Origin of the sequence: Amycolatopsis eburnea (genome assembly GCF_003937945.1) — a bacterium.
In the GTDB taxonomy this organism is placed as follows: Bacteria; Actinomycetota; Actinomycetes; order Mycobacteriales; family Pseudonocardiaceae; genus Amycolatopsis; species Amycolatopsis eburnea.
The window spans coordinates 38,891-55,875 of the sequence record NZ_RSEC01000058.1; the positions used below are offsets into that span (position 1 = coordinate 38,891).

At 72.9% G+C, this 16,985-nt stretch carries 20 protein-coding genes and 1 tRNA gene; 11 read left to right on the forward strand and 10 right to left on the reverse strand.

Annotation, left to right across the window (positions count from 1 at the left end; translation table 11 throughout):
- Window positions 1-7: 7 nt before the first annotated feature.
- A complete protein-coding gene (locus EIY87_RS25595; protein WP_125312441.1) occupies window positions 8-1,426 on the forward strand; it encodes a S1C family serine protease in 1,419 nt (472 codons plus the stop codon).
- 139 nt (window positions 1,427-1,565) lie between these two features.
- Here the strand turns inward: EIY87_RS25595 and EIY87_RS25600 are convergent, their stop codons facing one another.
- The 5 genes from EIY87_RS25600 to EIY87_RS25620 are packed head-to-tail and all read right to left on the reverse strand — an operon-like array spanning window position 1,566 to window position 5,119.
- Complete coding sequence (locus EIY87_RS25600) at window positions 1,566-2,057, reverse strand: hypothetical protein (RefSeq protein WP_125312442.1); 492 nt, start codon at window positions 2,055-2,057, stop codon at window positions 1,566-1,568.
- Window positions 2,054-3,172: a molybdopterin-dependent oxidoreductase gene (locus EIY87_RS25605; protein WP_125312443.1), complete on the reverse strand. Its 1,119-nt coding sequence runs from the start codon at window positions 3,170-3,172 to the stop codon at window positions 2,054-2,056. Before EIY87_RS25605 ends, EIY87_RS25600 begins: the two co-directional genes overlap by 4 nt.
- Window positions 3,169-3,795, reverse strand: coding sequence for a methyltransferase domain-containing protein (locus EIY87_RS25610; protein ID WP_125312444.1), 627 nt, complete (start codon window positions 3,793-3,795; stop codon window positions 3,169-3,171). The genes EIY87_RS25605 and EIY87_RS25610 overlap by 4 nt, the downstream gene beginning before the upstream one ends.
- Window positions 3,795-4,478 carry a TIGR04282 family arsenosugar biosynthesis glycosyltransferase gene (locus EIY87_RS25615; protein WP_125312445.1) on the reverse strand — a complete coding sequence of 228 codons (684 nt, stop codon included), beginning with the start codon at window positions 4,476-4,478 and terminating at the stop codon, window positions 3,795-3,797. The genes EIY87_RS25610 and EIY87_RS25615 overlap by 1 nt, the downstream gene beginning before the upstream one ends.
- Entirely contained in the window at window positions 4,475-5,119 is a 645-nt protein-coding gene (locus tag EIY87_RS25620) for a glycosyltransferase family 2 protein (protein ID WP_125313515.1), read from the reverse strand. Before EIY87_RS25620 ends, EIY87_RS25615 begins: the two co-directional genes overlap by 4 nt.
- Window positions 5,120-5,279: 160 nt before the next feature.
- On the opposite strand from EIY87_RS25620, the gene EIY87_RS25625 reads away from it, so the two are divergent.
- From EIY87_RS25625 to EIY87_RS25635, 3 genes are read left to right on the forward strand one after another with little or no spacing between them, the layout of a single operon-like run.
- The gene (locus EIY87_RS25625; protein WP_125312446.1) at window positions 5,280-6,674 is read left to right on the forward strand and encodes a hypothetical protein; all 1,395 of its coding nucleotides are present in this window, start codon (window positions 5,280-5,282) and stop codon (window positions 6,672-6,674) included.
- 10 nt (window positions 6,675-6,684) lie between these two features.
- Entirely contained in the window at window positions 6,685-7,386 is a 702-nt protein-coding gene (locus tag EIY87_RS25630) for a response regulator transcription factor (RefSeq protein ID WP_125312447.1), read from the forward strand.
- Window positions 7,383-8,432: a sensor histidine kinase gene (locus tag EIY87_RS25635; protein ID WP_125312448.1), complete on the forward strand. Its 1,050-nt coding sequence runs from the start codon at window positions 7,383-7,385 to the stop codon at window positions 8,430-8,432. The genes EIY87_RS25630 and EIY87_RS25635 overlap by 4 nt, the downstream gene beginning before the upstream one ends.
- Before the next feature lie 98 nt (window positions 8,433-8,530).
- Here the strand turns inward: EIY87_RS25635 and EIY87_RS25640 are convergent, their stop codons facing one another.
- A complete protein-coding gene (locus tag EIY87_RS25640; RefSeq protein ID WP_125312449.1) occupies window positions 8,531-9,631 on the reverse strand; it encodes an NAD-dependent epimerase/dehydratase family protein in 1,101 nt (366 codons plus the stop codon).
- 122 nt (window positions 9,632-9,753) lie between these two features.
- Between EIY87_RS25640 and EIY87_RS25645 the strand changes: the two genes are divergently transcribed.
- Together EIY87_RS25645 and EIY87_RS48100 are read left to right on the forward strand one after the other, a co-directional pair.
- The gene (locus EIY87_RS25645; RefSeq protein ID WP_072476233.1) at window positions 9,754-10,254 is read left to right on the forward strand and encodes a MogA/MoaB family molybdenum cofactor biosynthesis protein; all 501 of its coding nucleotides are present in this window, start codon (window positions 9,754-9,756) and stop codon (window positions 10,252-10,254) included.
- A gap of 7 nt (window positions 10,255-10,261) precedes the next feature.
- Window positions 10,262-10,744, forward strand: a complete 483-nt coding sequence (locus EIY87_RS48100) for a hypothetical protein (RefSeq protein ID WP_191984347.1) — start codon at window positions 10,262-10,264, stop codon at window positions 10,742-10,744.
- A gap of 6 nt (window positions 10,745-10,750) precedes the next feature.
- On the opposite strand, the gene mscL is transcribed toward EIY87_RS48100, so the two are convergent.
- From mscL to EIY87_RS25675, 4 genes are all read right to left on the reverse strand, one after another.
- On the reverse strand, window positions 10,751-11,164 hold the full coding sequence (gene mscL / locus EIY87_RS25660) for a large-conductance mechanosensitive channel protein MscL (RefSeq protein ID WP_125312450.1): 414 nt from the start codon (window positions 11,162-11,164) through the stop codon (window positions 10,751-10,753).
- Between the two features lie 30 nt (window positions 11,165-11,194).
- Entirely contained in the window at window positions 11,195-11,821 is a 627-nt protein-coding gene (locus tag EIY87_RS25665) for an SAF domain-containing protein (RefSeq protein WP_125312451.1), read from the reverse strand.
- Window positions 11,822-11,952: 131 nt separating this feature from the next.
- On the reverse strand, window positions 11,953-12,252 hold the full coding sequence (locus EIY87_RS25670; protein ID WP_125312452.1) for an FmdB family zinc ribbon protein: 300 nt from the start codon (window positions 12,250-12,252) through the stop codon (window positions 11,953-11,955).
- An 86-nt stretch (window positions 12,253-12,338) separates the two neighbouring features.
- Window positions 12,339-12,929, reverse strand: coding sequence for a 5-formyltetrahydrofolate cyclo-ligase (locus EIY87_RS25675; RefSeq protein WP_125312453.1), 591 nt, complete (start codon window positions 12,927-12,929; stop codon window positions 12,339-12,341).
- A 24-nt stretch (window positions 12,930-12,953) separates the two neighbouring features.
- Between EIY87_RS25675 and EIY87_RS25680 the strand changes: the two genes are divergently transcribed.
- From EIY87_RS25680 to EIY87_RS25700, 5 genes are all read left to right on the forward strand, one after another.
- Window positions 12,954-13,859 (forward strand): UTP--glucose-1-phosphate uridylyltransferase, encoded by a 906-nt coding sequence (locus EIY87_RS25680; RefSeq protein ID WP_125312454.1) that lies wholly within the window; start codon window positions 12,954-12,956, stop codon window positions 13,857-13,859.
- Window positions 13,856-15,133: a molybdotransferase-like divisome protein Glp gene (glp, locus tag EIY87_RS25685; protein ID WP_125312455.1), complete on the forward strand. Its 1,278-nt coding sequence runs from the start codon at window positions 13,856-13,858 to the stop codon at window positions 15,131-15,133. The genes EIY87_RS25680 and glp overlap by 4 nt, the downstream gene beginning before the upstream one ends.
- Window positions 15,133-15,801 (forward strand): GNAT family N-acetyltransferase, encoded by a 669-nt coding sequence (locus EIY87_RS25690; protein ID WP_125312456.1) that lies wholly within the window; start codon window positions 15,133-15,135, stop codon window positions 15,799-15,801. Before glp ends, EIY87_RS25690 begins: the two co-directional genes overlap by 1 nt.
- 162 nt (window positions 15,802-15,963) lie before the next feature.
- Complete coding sequence (gene sepX, locus EIY87_RS25695) at window positions 15,964-16,809, forward strand: divisome protein SepX/GlpR (protein WP_125312457.1); 846 nt, start codon at window positions 15,964-15,966, stop codon at window positions 16,807-16,809.
- 54 nt (window positions 16,810-16,863) lie between these two features.
- Window positions 16,864-16,936 (forward strand) — tRNA-Ala (locus EIY87_RS25700).
- Window positions 16,937-16,985 lie beyond the last annotated feature (49 nt).

A 16,985-nucleotide genomic window follows, 5' to 3' on the forward strand; every position in this document is an offset into this window, starting at 1 on the left:
TGATGACATGACCGAGAACGACCCCAGCACGCACGACCCCGCGGCGCCGCGGCAGCCCGAGACCGGCCAGCAGGCGGCTCAGGGCGGTTGGGCGGGGAACCCGTACGGTGAGCAGGCCAAGCCCGAGTCCGGCGGTGCGCCGCAGTACTCCGAGCCGTCCTACCACGCGGTGACCGGGGCCGATCCGTCGTACGGCGCGCAGAACGCGAACCCCTGGTCCGCCCAGGGCGCGCAGCTGCCGTCCGGCCAGACCCAGCAGAGCGTCTACCCGCCGGCGAACCCGTACGGGGCGCCCGGGACAGCCGCGTACGGCACGCCGGCCCCGCCGCAGCCGAAGCGATCCAGCGGGAAGCTGCTCGCCGGTGTCGCGCTGGTGGCGCTGCTGGTCGGCGGCATCGCGGGCGGTGCGGTCGGGTACCTGACCGGCGGCTCGTCCGGCCCGAGCAGCAACGCCCTCGACGCGCCGAAGCCGGCCCAGCAGACGGGCAACGCGCCCGCCGGCTCGGTCGAGGCCGTGGCGCAGAAGCTGTCGCCGAGCGTCGTCGAGCTGCAGGTGAGCGGGCAGCAGGGGGCAGGCGAGGGCTCCGGGTTCGTCATCAGCACCGACGGCTACATCCTGACCAACAACCACGTCGTCGAGGTCGCCGCGAACGGCGGTCAGATCCAGGCCGTGCTCCAGGACGGCCGGAAGGCGGCCGCCAAGGTCGTCGGCCGCGACCCGACGACCGACATCGCGGTCGTCAAGGTCACCGGCGTGAACAACCTGACCCCGGTGGAGCTCGGCCGCTCCGACGACCTGCGGGTCGGCCAGTCGGTCGTCGCCATCGGCTCGCCGTTCGAGCTGGCCGGCACGGTCACCTCGGGCATCGTCAGCTCGCTGCACCGGCCGGTGCGCGCGGGCGGCAGCACCGGCGACCAGACGACGGTGATGGACGCCGTCCAGACCGACGCGGCGATCAACCCCGGCAACTCGGGCGGCCCGCTGGCGAACATGGCGGGCCAGGTCATCGGCATCAACTCCGCGATCTACAGCCCGCAGTCCGGCCAGGGCGGCCAGGGCCAGGGCGCGTCCGAGGGCGGCAACGTCGGCATCGGCTTCGCCATCCCGATCGACCAGGCCCGCCGCACCGCGGACACGATCATCAAGACCGGCCAGGCGGTGCAGACCTACATCGGCGCCCAGGTCAAGGACGCCCCGCAGGGCGGCGCGCAGCTCGGCGCGATCACCGCGGGCAGCCCGGCGGAGAAGGCGGGCCTCAAGGAGGGCGACGTCGTCACGAAGATCGACGACCGCACCATCGACTCGGCCGACACGCTGGTCGCGGCGGTGCGCACCCGCGCCCCGGACGAGAAGGCGACCTTCACCCTCGCCGACGGCCGCACGGTCGAGGTCACGCTCGGCGGGCAGCCCGTCCAGCCCAACTGATCCCTTCCAGACGCTCGGCCGCCCTGGCGCGGCCGAGACCAGCTTCGGCTCGACTCCCGAAACCGGGGCCGGACCCACAAGGCCACGCGCGACCCAGGCATCCGATGCCGGTCGCGCGTGGCCGCATTTGCGGGGGCGGTCACTTGCCGGGAGGAGCTGGCGGCGTGCCGGGACGGTCGGCCGGGGTGTGGGGAGGCGCGGCCGGTGCGGCAGGTGATCTCGTGCGGGCGATGCGGATCGTCAAGCCGGTCACGATGACCACGAGCCAGACCGCCGCCACCGTGAGGGCCAGGCCCAGGGCCGGATCGCCGTCGTGGAGACCGGGCATCGGCGGGGTTCCGTACGGGCGCCAGAGCAAGGGGAACGCCAGGATCGCCAGTACGCCGGTGATCACCGTGCCCGCTACCACGGGGGCTTTCCACGGGCTCGGCACGACGCGGGCCAGCACGATGCCGAGTACCGCGGTGAGGGGCGCGATCACGCCGTCGTTGACGACCGGGCCGCCGACTATCCAGGTGGCCGTCGCGAGCACGTCCGGACGTACCGGGAGCGCGTACTCGGCGAACAGCACCACGCCCCACGCCAAGGCCGCGAGGCCCGGGAGGGCGAGGAGCGCACGGGCGGTCTTCACAGCGCCTCCAGCTTCGTGACCCACTTCGTCTGCAGCACGCCCGGGCGGTTCGGGGCGATGATCCGGCACGGGAAGCCGTGGTCGAGGTCGAGGACTTCGCCGTTCAGCTCCAGGGCCAGCAGGGTCAGCTCGTCGGCCGTGTGCTCGCCGGGGAGGGTGCTGACGCCGTAGAGCCCGGAACGCTCCATTGAGGACACTCGAAGCGCGGTGCCGGGTGGCGCGCCGGTGACTTTCAGGAGGGTGGGCAGGGAGATGCCGCGCCAGGTGGCCGACTGGCTCCAGCCCTCCACGCACGCGATCGGGAGTTCCGCCGTCGTCTGCGGCAACGCGCGCAGCTCGTCGAGGGAGAACTTCGTCGTGCCGCGCGGGGTTGTCACCGAGAGCCGCCAGGACGGGGACCACGCGATGCCCGCGGCCGCCGCGGTGCGGTTCACCGGGAGGTTCTGGGTGCCCTTGCCCGTCTTCCAGGACAAGCCGGAAACCCCGCGCAGGAACGGGACCGTCGCGCCCGCGGTGGCGACGACCGCGGTACCCGTCGCCAGGCCAGTGGTGAGGAGGAAGCCCCGGCGGGAGAGGCCGGTCCGCGGTGGGGGCTCCTCGGTGGCGGTGCGGGTCAGCGCGCGGCGGATGATCGGCAGCTTCACCGCCACGTGCACCAGGATCGAGCCGATCGCCAGCCACGCGACCGCGTAGTGCACCTGCGGGAAGTAGAACCCCCACGGGTAGTTCTGCGCCACGTTCAGCAGTCCGGTGCTCAGCTCGAAGAACGCCGCCCCCGACAGCACCAGGATCGACAGCCGCTCCAAGGCGTGCGGGAGCGAGCGGACGAGCGGCCTGCCGAACAGCTTCGGGTAGACGCTCCACAGTTTCGCCAGCAGCAACGGGATCGACGCCACGCCGGAGATCACGTGCAGGCCCTGGGTGACGCGGTAGAGGCCGACCGGGCGGCTGGGCCACCAGAACCAGCCCGGCGGGTGCTGGATCAGGTGGCTGATCAACCCGGTCACGAAGCACGTCGTGAACGTGATCGCGAGCGCCAGGCCGATCTTCGACGTCACGCGCTCGTCGTGCGCCGGCGCGCGGAACTGTTCTTCCTTCGGGATCGGCAGTTTCACCGGCGCTCCAATCGCGCGAACCAGCGGTGGCCGTGGCGGGTGGTCCAGTCGACGCGCAGGCCGGCGCGCACGGCGACTTCGGCGATGGCGTCCACGCCGACCCACGCCCAGGTGAACCACGCGACGTCGGCGTGACCCGGGCGCAGCCGGACGCGCTCGTGGCGCAGGCCGTGGCCGGGTGGCTCCAGTTCGACGAGGACGTCGCCGTCCGGTGCGATCAGCCGTGCCGTGCGTCGCAGCAGGGCCGCCGGGTCGCCGCCGATGCCGATGTTGCCGTCGGCGAGCAGGGCGTGCCGCCACCGGCCTTCGCCCGGCAGCCGGTCGAACACGTTGCGGTGCAACGCGCTTCCGCCGCGGTGGCGGGTCAGGCGGACCGCGGTGCGAGAGCTGTCCACGCCGAGCGCGACGACGCCGCGGCCGGCCAGCGCCGCGGTGAGCCGGCCCGGACCGCAGCCGAGGTCGATGGTCGGGCCGGAGCAGGCGTCGAGCAGGACGTCGTCACCTTCGGACGGCTCGGTCCAGCGTTCGACCGGCAGCTCGATCCGCTCGCCGGTCGCCAGTTCGAGCCAGCAGCGGTGGCCGAGCAGTCCGAGGTCGAACTCGTGGCCGGCGAGGGTCGGCATCACGCGACCGCCCGTCCGCCGACGGCCGCGACGGCGTGGGCGAACCGGCCGTCCGGGCACGCGGCCGCGACCGCGCGGGCGTCCGCCATGGTGTCCACATCGGACAGCCGGACAGCCGATGCCGGTCGCAGCCCGCATCTCCTGAGCGCGCGCAGCGTGCGTTCGCCGGTGTCGTCGCGGGACATCGGGACCCCCGCGAGGACTTGCGCGTGCCGCGGTTCGGCCAGCCCCAGCGCCCACCAGCCGCCGTCTTCGGCCGGGCCGAGCACCGAGTCGTGCTCGCCGTGCCGCACCGGCGCGATGGCCGCGGCGAGCGACGCCGGGGTGACCTGCGGGGTGTCCATGCCGATCTGCAGGATCGGCAGGCCCGCGTGCACCGCGGCGGCGTCGGCGTGGGCGTTCGCCAGCCGGGCGCCGAAGTCCCAGCCGCGCTGCGGGACGACGGTGGCGCGCCGCAGTGCCCGGCCGATCTCGGCGGACCGGGCCGCGGCGCCGAGGTCGCCGGTCATCGCGACGACCGGCTCGGCGCCGGGCACCGCGCACACGGCGTCGAGCGTGTCGAGCAGTGCCGCCGCGGCGATCTCCGCCGACTGGGCCGGCGTCGCCGGCGGGCAGAGCCGGGTCTTGGCGAGGCCGGGCACCGGCGCCTTGGCCACGACCAGCAGGACGAACGACGACGTCATCGGGCCAGCACCCGCCCGAAATCGCGGACCGCGCGCAGCGTGCCCCGCACCGAACCGGACACCTTCGACTTCGTGCCCTTGGCGCGCTCGCCGTAGCGGACGTCGAACTCGCGGACCTGCCAGCCGGCGCGCCGGGCCTTGATCAGCAGCTCGAGCGGGTAGCCGAACGCCCGGTCGGTGACGTCCAAGCCGAGCAGGGCCCGCCGGTCCGCGGCGCGCAGGGGCGCGATGTCCCGCACCGGCAGCCCCCGGGTGCGCAACAGCAGCGCCAGCACGACGTTGCCCGCTCTCGCGTGCCACGGCCACACGCCGGGGCCGGTCGGCACCCGGCGCCCGACGGCGAGGTCGGCGCCGCGCCCGACCTCGGCCACGAGCCGCGGCAGATCGCCGAGGTCGAGAGACCCGTCGGCGTCGGCGAAGCACACGATGTCCGCGGTGGCGGCTTCGAGGCCGGCGTGCACCGCCGCGCCGTAGCCGCGACGCGGTTCGTGGACGACCTTCGCGCCGAGCGAGGCCGCCACTTCGGGCGAGCCGTCGGCGGAACCGTTGTCGACCACGATCGCGCGGTAGCCCGGCGGCAGGCCGGCCAGTACGCCGGGCAGCGCGCCGGCTTCGTCGAGGCAAGGGAGGACGACGTCCACTCCTGAGTCAGTCACGGCGCCGACCGTAAGTCCGCGGTGGACGGCCGAAAACCCTTGCGGTCCTTACTGAATCATGACGGGTGACGAGGTTCTTACCGGGTCGTTACGGCCGCTTCCGCGGGAGCGCGCGCCGCGGCTCGCGGACCTATGGTGGACAGCGATGAGCGAGCCGAAATCGGCAGCCCGGCTCGCCGAGTCGCCTGCCCGCGAACCCGAAGCCCCGGTCACCGGGCGCCGCGCCGACCTCCTCGCCGTCGCGGCGGCGGTGGTGCTCGTCGCCGCGGCCACCGCGGTCGGCTTGTACTACAACCGGCCGGGTTCCGGCGTGGTCATCTTCGTTTCCTCGCCGCCGCTGTTCGCCGACTGGCTGCCGCACGTCGGCCCGGGCTCGGTGTTCGCCGTGCTCATCGCCGTCGCGGTGGTGCTGCACGGCCCGGCGCTGGCCGCCCGCCTGCCGTGGCGCCGCGCGCTGGCCGCCGGCTACCTGGCTTCGCTGGCCTGGATCTTCTCGCTGACCATGGTCGACGGCTGGCAACGCGGGTTCGCCGGGCACCTCACCATTCCGCAGGAATACCTCCACGAGGTACCCGGGATCACGGACATCCCGCGGATGCTGCGCGAGTTCTCCTCCCGCATCCTCGACTTCCAGCCGAATTCGTGGACGACGCACGTCTCCGGGCACCCGCCGGGCGCGACGCTCGTCTTCGTCTGGCTGGACCGGATCGGCCTGCACGGCGGCGCGTGGGCGGCCACTGCCGTGGTGCTCGCCGGCAGCCTGGTCGCGGTCGCCGTGCCCGCCACCGTCGCCCTGCTCGGCCGGGCCGAGGCCGCCCGCGCGGTGCTGCCGTTCGCCGTCCTCACGCCCGGCGCGGTGTGGATCGGCGTGTCCGCGGACGGCTTGTTCGCCGGGGTGACCGCCACCGGGCTGGCGTTGCTCGCGCTGTCCGGGCGCGGGTTCGCCGACGGCCGCCGGTACGCCGTGCCGGCCGGTGTGGCCGCCGGGCTCCTGCTCGGCTTCGGCATCTTCCTCTCCTACGGCCTGGTGCTGCTCGGCCTGCTCGCGGTGGCCGTGGCCGTCCTCGCGCGGCAGTGGCGCGCGGCGGCCCTCGCGATCGCCGGGGCGCTGGCGGTCGTCGGCCTCTTCGCCTGGGCGGGTTTCTGGTGGCTCGACGGCTACCACCTGGTCGTCGAGCGCTACTACCAAGGCGTCGCGCTGGTCCGGCCCTATTCGTACTGGGTGTGGGCGGACCTGGCCGCGGTGACCGTCGCTCTCGGCCCCGCGGTGGTGGCCGCCCTCCGCCGGGGTGTCGCCGGCGCGGGGCGCGGCCTGCTTTCCGACCCGGTGCTGCTCCTCGGCGCCGCCGCGCTGCTCGCGATCGTCTTCGCCGACGTCTCGGGCCTGTCGAAAGCCGAGACCGAACGGATCTGGCTACCGTTCGGGGTGTGGTTGCTGCCGCTGACGGCGTTGCTGCCGCGGCCCGGACGCCGGTGGTGGCTGGCCGCGCAAGCGGCGACGGCGCTGGCGGTCAACCACCTGCTGCTGACCGGCTGGTGAGGGAGACGTGATGAACGATCAGGCCGGGCGGGTGCTCGTGGTCGACGACGACGAGACGGTCCGCGACGTCGTCCGCCGCTACCTGGAGGTGGCCGGGTTCACCGTCGACCAGGCAGGCGACGGCGCGGACGGGCTGGCCAAGTTCGCCGCCCACGAGCCCGACCTCGTCGTGCTCGACGTCATGATGCCGGGCATCAACGGCCTCGAGGTGTGCAAGCGGCTGCGCCAGGTCAGCCAGGTGCCGATCGTCATGCTCACCGCGCTCGGCGAGGAGGAGAACCGGATCGCCGGGCTCCAGCTCGGCGCCGACGACTACGTGACGAAGCCGTTCAGCCCCAAGGAACTCGCGCTGCGCGTCGCCTCCGTGCTGCGCCGCGCGCGGATGCCCCGCCCGCAGCCGGCCGCCGCGGTGCTGGCCGACGGCGACCTCCGCCTGCAGATGAACGCGCGCACCGCGACGCTCGGCGGCGTCGAACTGCCGCTCACCACGCGGGAGTTCGACCTGCTGGCGTTCTTCCTCGCCCACCCCGGCGTCGCCTTCTCGCGCGCGGACCTGCTCGAGAAGGTGTGGGGCTGGGACTTCGGCGACCAGTCCACGGTGACCGTCCACGTGCGACGGTTGCGCGAGAAGATCGAGCGCGACCCGGCCAAGCCGGCCCGGGTGGCGACCGTCTGGGGTGTCGGCTACCGCTACGACCGGGAGCAGCCGTGATCGAACCCGGCGAGTCCTTCGACGAGATCGTCGCCCACCTCTGGCACATCCTGCCGCTCGCGCTGCTCTTCGCGCTCCCGGTGGCCGTGCTCGGCGGAGTGGTGCTCTACGTGCTGCGCCGCGGCTCGCTGGCCACCACGCTCACCGTGCTGGTGCTGATCCCGGTGGTCGCCACGCTGGTCGGCGTGCTGGGCATCAGCGGGTTCATGTTCACCCCGGCGCTGACCACGATGCTGCTGGTCTGCCTGCTCGTCGCCCTGGTCACCGTGCCCGCGGCGATCGTGTTCGGCCGGGCCGTCGCGCGCCGCAGCGTGTGGGAGCGGGAAGCGCGCGAACGCGAACGCGCGGCCGAGGCGTCCCGCCGCGAGCTGGTCGCCTGGATCAGCCACGACCTGCGCAGCCCGCTGGCGGGCATCCAGGCGATGGCCGAGGCGCTGGCCGACGGCGTGGTGTCCGAACGCGACGAGGTCGCCGACTACGCCCAGCGGATCACCGGCGAGACCACCCGGCTGTCCGCGATGGTCGGCGACCTGTTCGAGCTCTCGCGGATCACGGCCGGCGCCCTCGAACTCACCATGTCCGCGGTACCGCTGCAGGACGTCGTCAGCGACGCGGTCGCCGCGCAGGCCCCGGTGGCCGAGCGGAAGCGCGTGCGGGTGCTCGCCAACGCGTCGACCTGGCCGGTGGTGACCGGGAGCGACCCGGAGCTGGCGCGGATCGTGCGGAACCTGGTTTCCAACGCCATCCGGCACACCCCGCCCGACGGGACGGTCGCGGTGCAGATCGGCGTCGACGGCGACGAAGCCCTGCTCGCCGTCGACGACTCGTGCGGCGGCATCCCGGACGACGAGATCACCCGCGTTTTCGACGTCGCCTTCCGCGGGACGCAGGCGCGGACGCCGGAACGCGGCGGGACCACCAGCGGCGGCGGGCTCGGGCTGGCCATCGCCAAGGGCCTGGTCGAGGCCCACCGCGGGAAGATCGGCGTGCACAACCACGGGCCGGGGTGCCGGTTCGAGGTGCGGCTGCCGCTGGCGATGCCCTAGCGGTCGTCCGTGCGGTCCCGGCACGGCGGCTTCGACCGACTCGATGGGGATCTCGACCTCGGTCCAGCCCGTCGGGTCCGGCCCGGCCGTGGTCTCGGCTACGAGGACAGCCTTTCCGTCGCGGAGGCGTTCGCCGGTTGAGCCCGGACCGGGTCGCGCAGCTCCGCCGTCGCGAAGTCCGCCATGCCCTTCTCGAAGCCGATTTCCGCCGTGAAGCCCAGCAGCTCGCGGGCGCGGGCGGGGTCGGCCACCACGTGGCGGACGTCGGCCGCGCGGGCGCCGCCGACCACCTGGGGTGCCGGGCCGCCGCACGCCCTGGCCAGCTCGATCGCCAGCTCGCCCACCGTGTGCGGGGTGCCGGAGCAGACGTTCACCGGGGTGAGGTCGCCCGCCGGGCCGTCCGTCCTGAGTGCCAGGACGTTCGCCCTGGCGACGTCGTGGACGTGGACGAAGTCCCGCTGCTGGCGGCCGTCCTCCAGCACCCGCGGGGCTTCGCCGCGCACCAGCGACGAACGGAACAGCGACGCCACGCCGGCGTACGGGGTGTTCTGCGGCATCCGCGGGCCGTAGACGTTGTGGTAGCGCATCGCCCACACGCTGCCGCCCGTCTGCCGGGCCCACGCGCCGGCCAGGTGTTCCTGCGCGAGCTTCGTCGCCGCGTACGTGCTGCGGGGGTTCAGCGGCGCGTCTTCGGGCACCAGCTGCCACGCCAGCTCGGCCTCACAGGTTGGGCACCGCGGCTCGAAGCGGCCGGCGTCCACATCGGACGCACGGCGCGGCGACGGCGGCACCACGCCGTGGTCCGGGCAGGCGTACCGGCCTTCGCCGTAGACGACCATCGACGACGCCAGCACCAGCTTCCGCACGCCCGCCGCGTGCATCGCGGCCAGCAGCACCGCCGTGCCGTAGTCGTTGTGCAGGGCGTAGGACGGCGCGTCCGACGGGTCGACGCCGTGCCCGACCACCGCCGCCTGGTGGCACACCGCGTCGGCGCCGTCCAGCAGTTCCGCGACGATCTCGGTGTCGGTGACGTCGCCGCGCAGGAACCGGTGCCGCCCGGTGTACGGCGGCGGCGTCCGGGAGCCGTGCGCCGTCGGGAGCAGGTTGTCGAGCACGACGACGTCGTCACCGCCGTCGGCGAGCAGGTCGGCGATGTGTGATCCGATGAACCCGGCTCCGCCGGTGACCAGTACGCGCACACGGCCACGCTAGGGGGCCGCATGCGGGCTTGCCGAGGGCCGCGCGGTCACGTCACCGGATCGTCAGAACTCACCCGGCACCTCCCGCCGCCGGGTGGCCGAAACCGACTACGGTGGGCGCCATGGAACGGAGTGCACAACGGCTGGGCCGGGCCCTCGTGGTCATCGTGGACGATCGCGTGGCGCACGGCGAGCACGAGGACACCAGCGGCCCGCTGGTCACGGAGCTGCTCGAAGAAGCGGGCTTCATCGTCGACGGTGTCGTGGTCGTCGAGGCCGAGACCGCGGGTATCCGCAACGCGCTCAACACGGCCGTGATCGGCGGTGCCGACCTGGTGATCACCGTCGGCGGCACCGGCGTGCTGCCGCGCGACCGGACGCCCGACGCGACCGCCGGTGTGCTCGACCGCCCGATCCCGGGCATCAGCGAGGCGATCCGCGCGTCCGGCCTGGCCGCCGGCGCGGTGGACGCCGGGATCTCGCGGGGGCTCGCGGGGGTGTCCGGCAGCACGCTGGTGGTCAACCTCGCCGGGTCGCGGTCGGCGGTGCGCGACGGGATGGCGACGCTGACTTCGCTCGTGCCGCACGTGATCGACGAGCTTTCGGGCCTCGAAGAGGTTTGATCCACAGGTGACCGGGCCGGACCTGGGCGAGATCGAGGCCTGGTTCGACGGTGTCCTCGCCGGGCGGATCAGCCGCGACGCGGCTGACCGCTGGGCCATGAAGTGGCTCGGCGACGACTTCGGCGGTCAGGTCGATCTCGACGAACATCAGCTGTGGGCGCTCGACCTGCTCGGGGGCATCGACCTCACCCACGGGCCGGGTGCGGACTTCCTGCACAGCAAGGAACAGATCCGCGGGTGGCGGGACGAGGTGCGGGCGCGCCGCTTGTCGTTCGCTCTGGAGTTGTCAAAGAACAGGGCGTGGGACACTGGGGTCATGCCGGGCGAACAGCGGAAACCCCAGACCAGCAGCGAGCGGCGCCGCCGGGTCGACGAGATCTTCGGGGACGTCCTGCCCGAGACGACCTCCGACGAGCGCGATCCCGAGCGGCGCACCGGTCTCCCGGACGACTGGTACCGGGAGAACCGGCCACCGCACCACGACCGCTGAGCGGGCTCAGTCGCGGCCGTTGTCGCGCTGGGCCTGGGCGCGCAGCAGGTCGCGGATCTCGGTGAGCAGCTCGACGTCGGTGGGCTCGGACGGGCCCGGCTCCTGGCCGCGCTTGCGCCGCTCCTGCACGTGCTTCACCGGCAGCACGATCACGAAGTAGACGACCGCAGCGACCAGCACGAAGTTGATCGCCGCGTTGATCACGCCGCCGAAGTCCAGGAACGTGGCTTCGTTGTTGTCGAAGATCTGGTAGCCGAGGCCCTTGGCGGCGTTCGTGCCACCGATCGTGCTGATCAGCGGCTTGATGAGGCCGTTGGTGAAGGCCGTGACGATCGCCGTGAACGCCGAGCCGATGACCACCGCGACGGCGAGGTCGACGACGTTGCCGCGCATCAGGAAGTCTTTGAAACCCTTGAACACTTGCTCTCCTCGAGAACGGGCTGGTGGGGGCTAGCGGAGAGTAACCGTTACCGGTCGCTCCAGTGAAATCGTCGCCACCCTCGTCGCGATCGCCTCCGGCAGCCGCAACAGGACCAGTGGCCCCTTCGCCGCGGACGGTTCCTGGTGCCCGATCGCGACCACCGTGGCCCCGCCTGCCAGCACAGAAGCGGGTGCGCCCGCCTCCGGCGCCGCGACGACGTCCACGCGGCTGCCCGGCGTCAGGAGGCCGGCGATCGCCGCGTCGGCCAGCCGGACCGGCACGGTCGACGTCCCGGGATCACCCGGAGCGGGGATGGTGGCCAGCCGGAGGTCGGTCAACGGCTCGCCGGCGCGGACAGCACCCGCCAGCGAGCGTCCGTCGACGAGGTCGAGGGAGCTGAGCACGCCCGAAGGACGAGCGTCGTCGGGGAAGTCGGCCAGCCGGACGTCGGCGGCGCGCAAGGACGCGCCTGCCGGGAGGTCGTGCGCGGCGACGACGGTCGGATTCGTCGGCGCGCCCCGCGCGGAACCGGGGCTGGCGCACAGCAGCGCGCCGGCCAGCAGCAGGCAGGCGGCGAGCCAGCGGCGGATCAGCCGCGTCCGCCGGCCTCGCAGCCGGGACAAGTCGGGTGGGTGGAACCTCGCCAGTGCGTCCACGGTGCCCCCTCGGTCGGATCGGGTGCGGCGGCTTGCCGCACGAGATCGACGTTAGGGAAGCCGGACGGGCCGCCGGAAGGGCCTCGTCCGGCACCTGTGGACAACCGGGGCGTTGTGGATAACTCCGCGGCTCAGGAGGCCGCAGCGGTCGTTTTCGTCGTACCCGAGGAGGAGGATGCCGAGCTCGTGTCCGACTTCGACTCCGTCTTGGTCTCGGACTTCGCCGGCGTCGCGGCGGTGCTCGACTTCTTCGAGTCGCGCGAGTCCGTGCGGTAGAACCCGCTCCCCTTGAAGACGACGCCGACCGAGCTGAAGACCTTGCGCAGCGTGCCGGAGCACTGCGGGCAGACGGTCAGGCTGGGGTCCGAGAACGACTGCACGGCTTCGAACCGGTGGTCGCATTCTTTGCAGGCGTACTGGTACGTAGGCACTGACGGCTCCTTTGCTGGCACTCATCCGACCAGAGTGCTAACCCAATTGTGCTTGAAAGCATTCCCCGAAGGCAATTCCTCGTTGCTCACATCGGCAGCTCGAGCACGCCTCGACCGGGCGTCAAGGCCGCGCTCATGCGCACGTCGTGGGGTTCCCCCGGCAGCCGTTCGACCAGCTCTTCGTCCCGGACGACGGCCAGCAGCGCCGCACCGGGCGCCGCGAACACCAGCGAGCGATCGTAGTGGCCGGCGCCCCGGCCGAGCCGGATGCCCCGGCGGTCGACGGCCAGCGCGGGCACCAAGATCACCCCGGCCGCCCCTACGGCCTCGCTGCCCAGGCGTTTTCCGCCCGGTTCGCGGATCCCGCGGAACCGGCTCGGCACCAGATCGGCCTCGCCCGTGTACTCGGCCCAGTCGAGCGGATCGGTCCGCGACACGATGACCGGCAGCAACACGCGCGCGCCTCCGGCCGCGAGCGCGTCGACGAGCGCCACCGTGCCCGGTTCGGTGCCGAACGGCAGGTACGCGCACACCGTGTGGGATGTGACCTTCGACACCGCGCTGACCAGTGCCGATGCCTCCCGGGCGTGCGATTCGGCGGTCTGGTCCGCCCGCGCGCGGGTCAGCCGGTCACGCCACTCCGCCTTGCTCAGGTGCTCATTGCCCAGCGCGTGCATGACCTCACGTTAGGCTTTGCGCCCATGACGGGCGCCGCAACCACCCAGACGTTCAGAACCGCCATCGTGCCGGCCGCCGGCCTCGGGACCCGGTTCCTCCCGGCGACGAAGGCCGTGCCCAAGGAACTGCTGCCGGTGGTGGACACGCCGGGCATCGAGCTGGTCGCGGCCGAGGCCGCCGCCGCCGGGGCGGAACGCCTGGTCATCGTCACCTCGCCGGGCAAGGAAGCCGTCGTCAAGTACTTCGAGGCGCAGCCCGAGCTGGAGGAGAACCTCAAGGCCAAGGGCAAGGACGAGCTGCTCGAAAAGGTCCGCCGCGGACCCGCGTTGCTCGCCGTCGAGACCGCCATCCAGGAGCAGGCCCTCGGCCTCGGCCACGCCGTCGCGCAGGCCGAGCCGAACCTGACGCCCGACGACGAGGCCGTCGCCGTGCTGCTCCCGGACGACCTCGTGCTGCCGACCGGTGTCCTCGAGCGGATGAGCGCGGTCCGCGCCGAGCACGGTGGCAGCGTGCTCTGCGCGTTCGACATCCCGAAGGCGGAGATCTCGCCGTACGGCGTGTTCGACGTCAGCGACACCGACGACGAAGACGTCAAGCGCGTGCACGGGATGGTCGAGAAGCCGAAGCCGGAGGACGCGCCGTCGACCTACGCCGCGGCCGGGCGCTACCTGCTCGACCGGGCGATCTTCGACGCGCTGAAGCGGATCACGCCGGGCAGCGGCGGCGAGCTGCAGCTGACCGACGCGGTCGCGCTGCTGATCACCGAGGGGCACCCGGTGCACATCGTCGTTCACCGCGGCGGGCGCCACGACCTGGGGAATCCGGGTGGTTTCCTGCGCGCCGCGGTCGATTTCGCGCTTGAAACGCCCGAGTACGGTCCATCTTTACGGGCGTGGCTGACGGAACGGATCGGGACAGATCGCCCATGACGGAATCCCTCGACGCGGCACGGCCCGAAGTGGCCGAGGAGGAGGCCGAGTTCCGCTCGGTCGACGCGCAGATCTCCATGACGCTGGACGCCGCCGTCCGGCCCCGGCCGGTGCGGGTGGCGATCTCCGAGGCCCAGGGCCTGCTCTGCGCCGAGGAGGTCGTCGCCGAGCACGCGCTGCCCGGGTTCGACCAGGCCGCGATCGACGGGTACGCGGTGCGCAGCGTCGACGTGCGCACCGCCGGGCAGGAGCCGGTGCAGCTGCCGGTCGTCGGGGAGATCGCGGCGGGCTCGCGCCAGCCGCGGCGGCTCCAGCCCGGCCAGGCCGTGCGCGTCGACACCGGCGCGCCGCTGCCGACGCTCGCCGACGCCGTCGTCCCGCTCGCCTACACCGACGGGCACCAGGCCAAGGTCACCGTGCACCGCTCGGTGCCCTCCGCCGGGTACGTCCGGCGGGCGGGGGAGGACGTCCAGATCGGCGACGTCGCGGTGCGCAACGGCGACACCATCGGCTCGGCGCAGGTCGGCCTGCTCGCCGCGGTCGGCCGGGCGAAGGTGCTGGTCTACCCGCGGCCGCGCGTCTCGATCGTGTCGGTCGGCGACGAGCTGGTCGACATCGACCGGACGCCGTCGGTCGGGCAGGTCTACGACGTCAACTCCTACGCGCTGGCCGCGGCCGCGCGGGACGCGGGCGCCGAGGTCAGCCGGGTCGGCATCGTGTCGAGCGAGCCCAAGCGGCTGCGGGAGATCGTCGAGGGACGGCTCCTGATGTCGGAGATCGTGGTGGTCGCGGGCGGTGCCGGGGGCACCACCGGCGACGAGGTCCACGCCGCGCTGTCCGACCTCGGCCGGATCGACCTGACCCGCGTCGCGATGCACCCCGGCTCGGTCCAGGGGTTCGGCAGGCTGGGGCCCGATTCGGTGCCGACCTTCCTGCTGCCCGGCAACCCGATGAGCGCGCTGGTGGTGTTCGAGGTGCTCGTGCGGCCGCTGATCCGGGCGGCGCGCGGGACCCGCAACCCGCACCGGCGGATCGTCGGCGCGCGGCTGCTGTCGCCGATCACGTCGACCGAGGGACGGCGCGGTTTCCTGCGCGGCCAGCTGCTGCGCGACGAGGCCAACGGGGAGTACCTGGTCCAGCCGCTCGGCCAGTCCGGGGCGCACCTGCTCGCGTCGCTGGCCGAGGCGAACTGCCTGATCAACGTGCCGGAGGAGCTGACGGAGGTCGCGGCCGGCGAGCAGGTCCAGGTCACCTTCCTGGCGCAACGGGCCTGATGAACTCCGTGTCCGGCGTGTCCTACCCGGTCGAGAGCAGGCACCCGGGCTGGCCGGCACGGCTCGGCCCGCTGCGGGTGCCGGCCGGGGTGGTCGCGATCCGGCCGGTCCGGCTGCGCGACGCGGGCGAGTGGAGCCGGATCCGGCTCCGGGACCGGGCGCACCTCGAGATGTGGGAGCCGACCGGCGTCGGCCCGTGGCCGGAACGCAACGCCTTCTGGTCATGGCCGTCGCAGTGGGCGGCGCTGCGTTCGCTCGCTCGGCGTGGTCAGTGCCTGCCGTTCACGATCACCCTCGACGGGCGACTCGCCGGTCAGATCACTGTGGGTAACGTCATCCGGGCGTCGCTGCGGTCCGCCTGGATCGGCTACTGGGTGTCGTCCGAAGTGGTCCGCGGCGGGGTCGCGACAGCCGCCGTCGCGCTCGTCACCGACCATGCCTTCGGCCCGGCCGGGCTGCACCGGCTGGAGGCCACCGTGCGGCCGGAAAACACGGCCAGCCTGCGGGTGCTCACCAAGGCGGGCTACCGGCAAGAAGGCCTGTTCGAGCGCTACCTCGACGTCGCCGGCGCCTGGCGGGACCACTACTGCTTTGCCGTCACGCGCGAGGAGACCGGGCCAGGGCTGGTGTCCCGGCTGGTTGCCGCGGGCCGCGCCGACCACGCCTGACCGTGATTACCCACCTGGGTCAGTGGCCGCGTTACCACATGCTGTGAGATTCACCTAATCCGGTGAGGCATTTCCGTGATCGAACCCGGCGAGCCTCCGCCCGATCTGTTACTCCTGTGACTAGCGTGATTTCAGGTGAAGGATCGGGGGAGGTGACGGGAGATGCCCAGCTCCGTGATCATCGTCGCGCTCGCCGCGGCATGGCTCGTCGTTCTCGTGCCCATGGTCGCGCGCAAGCGGCAGCAGGTCGCGAGGACGGCCGACTCCGCGCTCGCGGCCAGGGTCGTGCGCAGTGGTGGTGGACGCAACGAAGACCGGGAGGAATTCGCCATGTCCGAGAGTCCCGAGAAGTCCCGGCCGTCGGTCGAGGACGACCTCGCGGAACTCGAAGCGGACCTCGAGCTCGAGGACGACTTCGAGGACCCGGAACCCGAGCCCGAGCCGCTCCCGCAGCCGAAGCGCGGCTCGCGGCCGGAACGCGACCGGCCCGGCTACCGCCCGGGCCGAGGCGGCTTCGACCCCGAAGCGGCGGAGATCGCGGCCCGCGCGAAGTACGGCTTCCGGCAGCGGGTCGTCGTCATCCTGCTCGTGATCGCGGTCGTGACGGCCGCGGTGGCCGGCTTCCTCGTCCCGCTGGTCTGGTGGGGCCACGCGCTCGTCGACGTCGCGCTCGTCGGGTACCTCGTGTACCTGCGCCGCCAGGTGCGCATCGAGGAGGAGATCCGGCAGCGCCGCCTGGCGCGGTTCAACAGCACTCGTGCGCCTCGTCGCGCTTCTTCGGCTTCGGTTCCGGTGGAGGAGTCCGCGCCGGTCGAAGAGGAGGAGGACCGCGCCGAAGCCGTCGAGGTCGTCGAGCCGGTCCGCCGCGAGGTCGTCGAGCGGCGCCCGTCCCCGACTTCGCGGATCCGGCGCAGCGCGGTGGTCGTGGACCTCGACGACGAGGACCCGGCGTTCGAGGAGCTGGACGAGCCCGGGACCGGGCCTTATCGGCGTGCGGTGGGAGAGTGACCCCCCTGCGGAAGGTGCTCGTAGGGCACTGCTAAGCTCTACGAGCACAACCAAGGGGCTGTAGCGCAGTTGGTAGCGCGTCTCGTTCGCATCGAGAAGGTCAGGGGTTCGATTCCCCTCAGCTCCACAGATTGCAGGCTCGTGCTCACGGAGAGCGCGAGCCTTTTCTGTTCCGC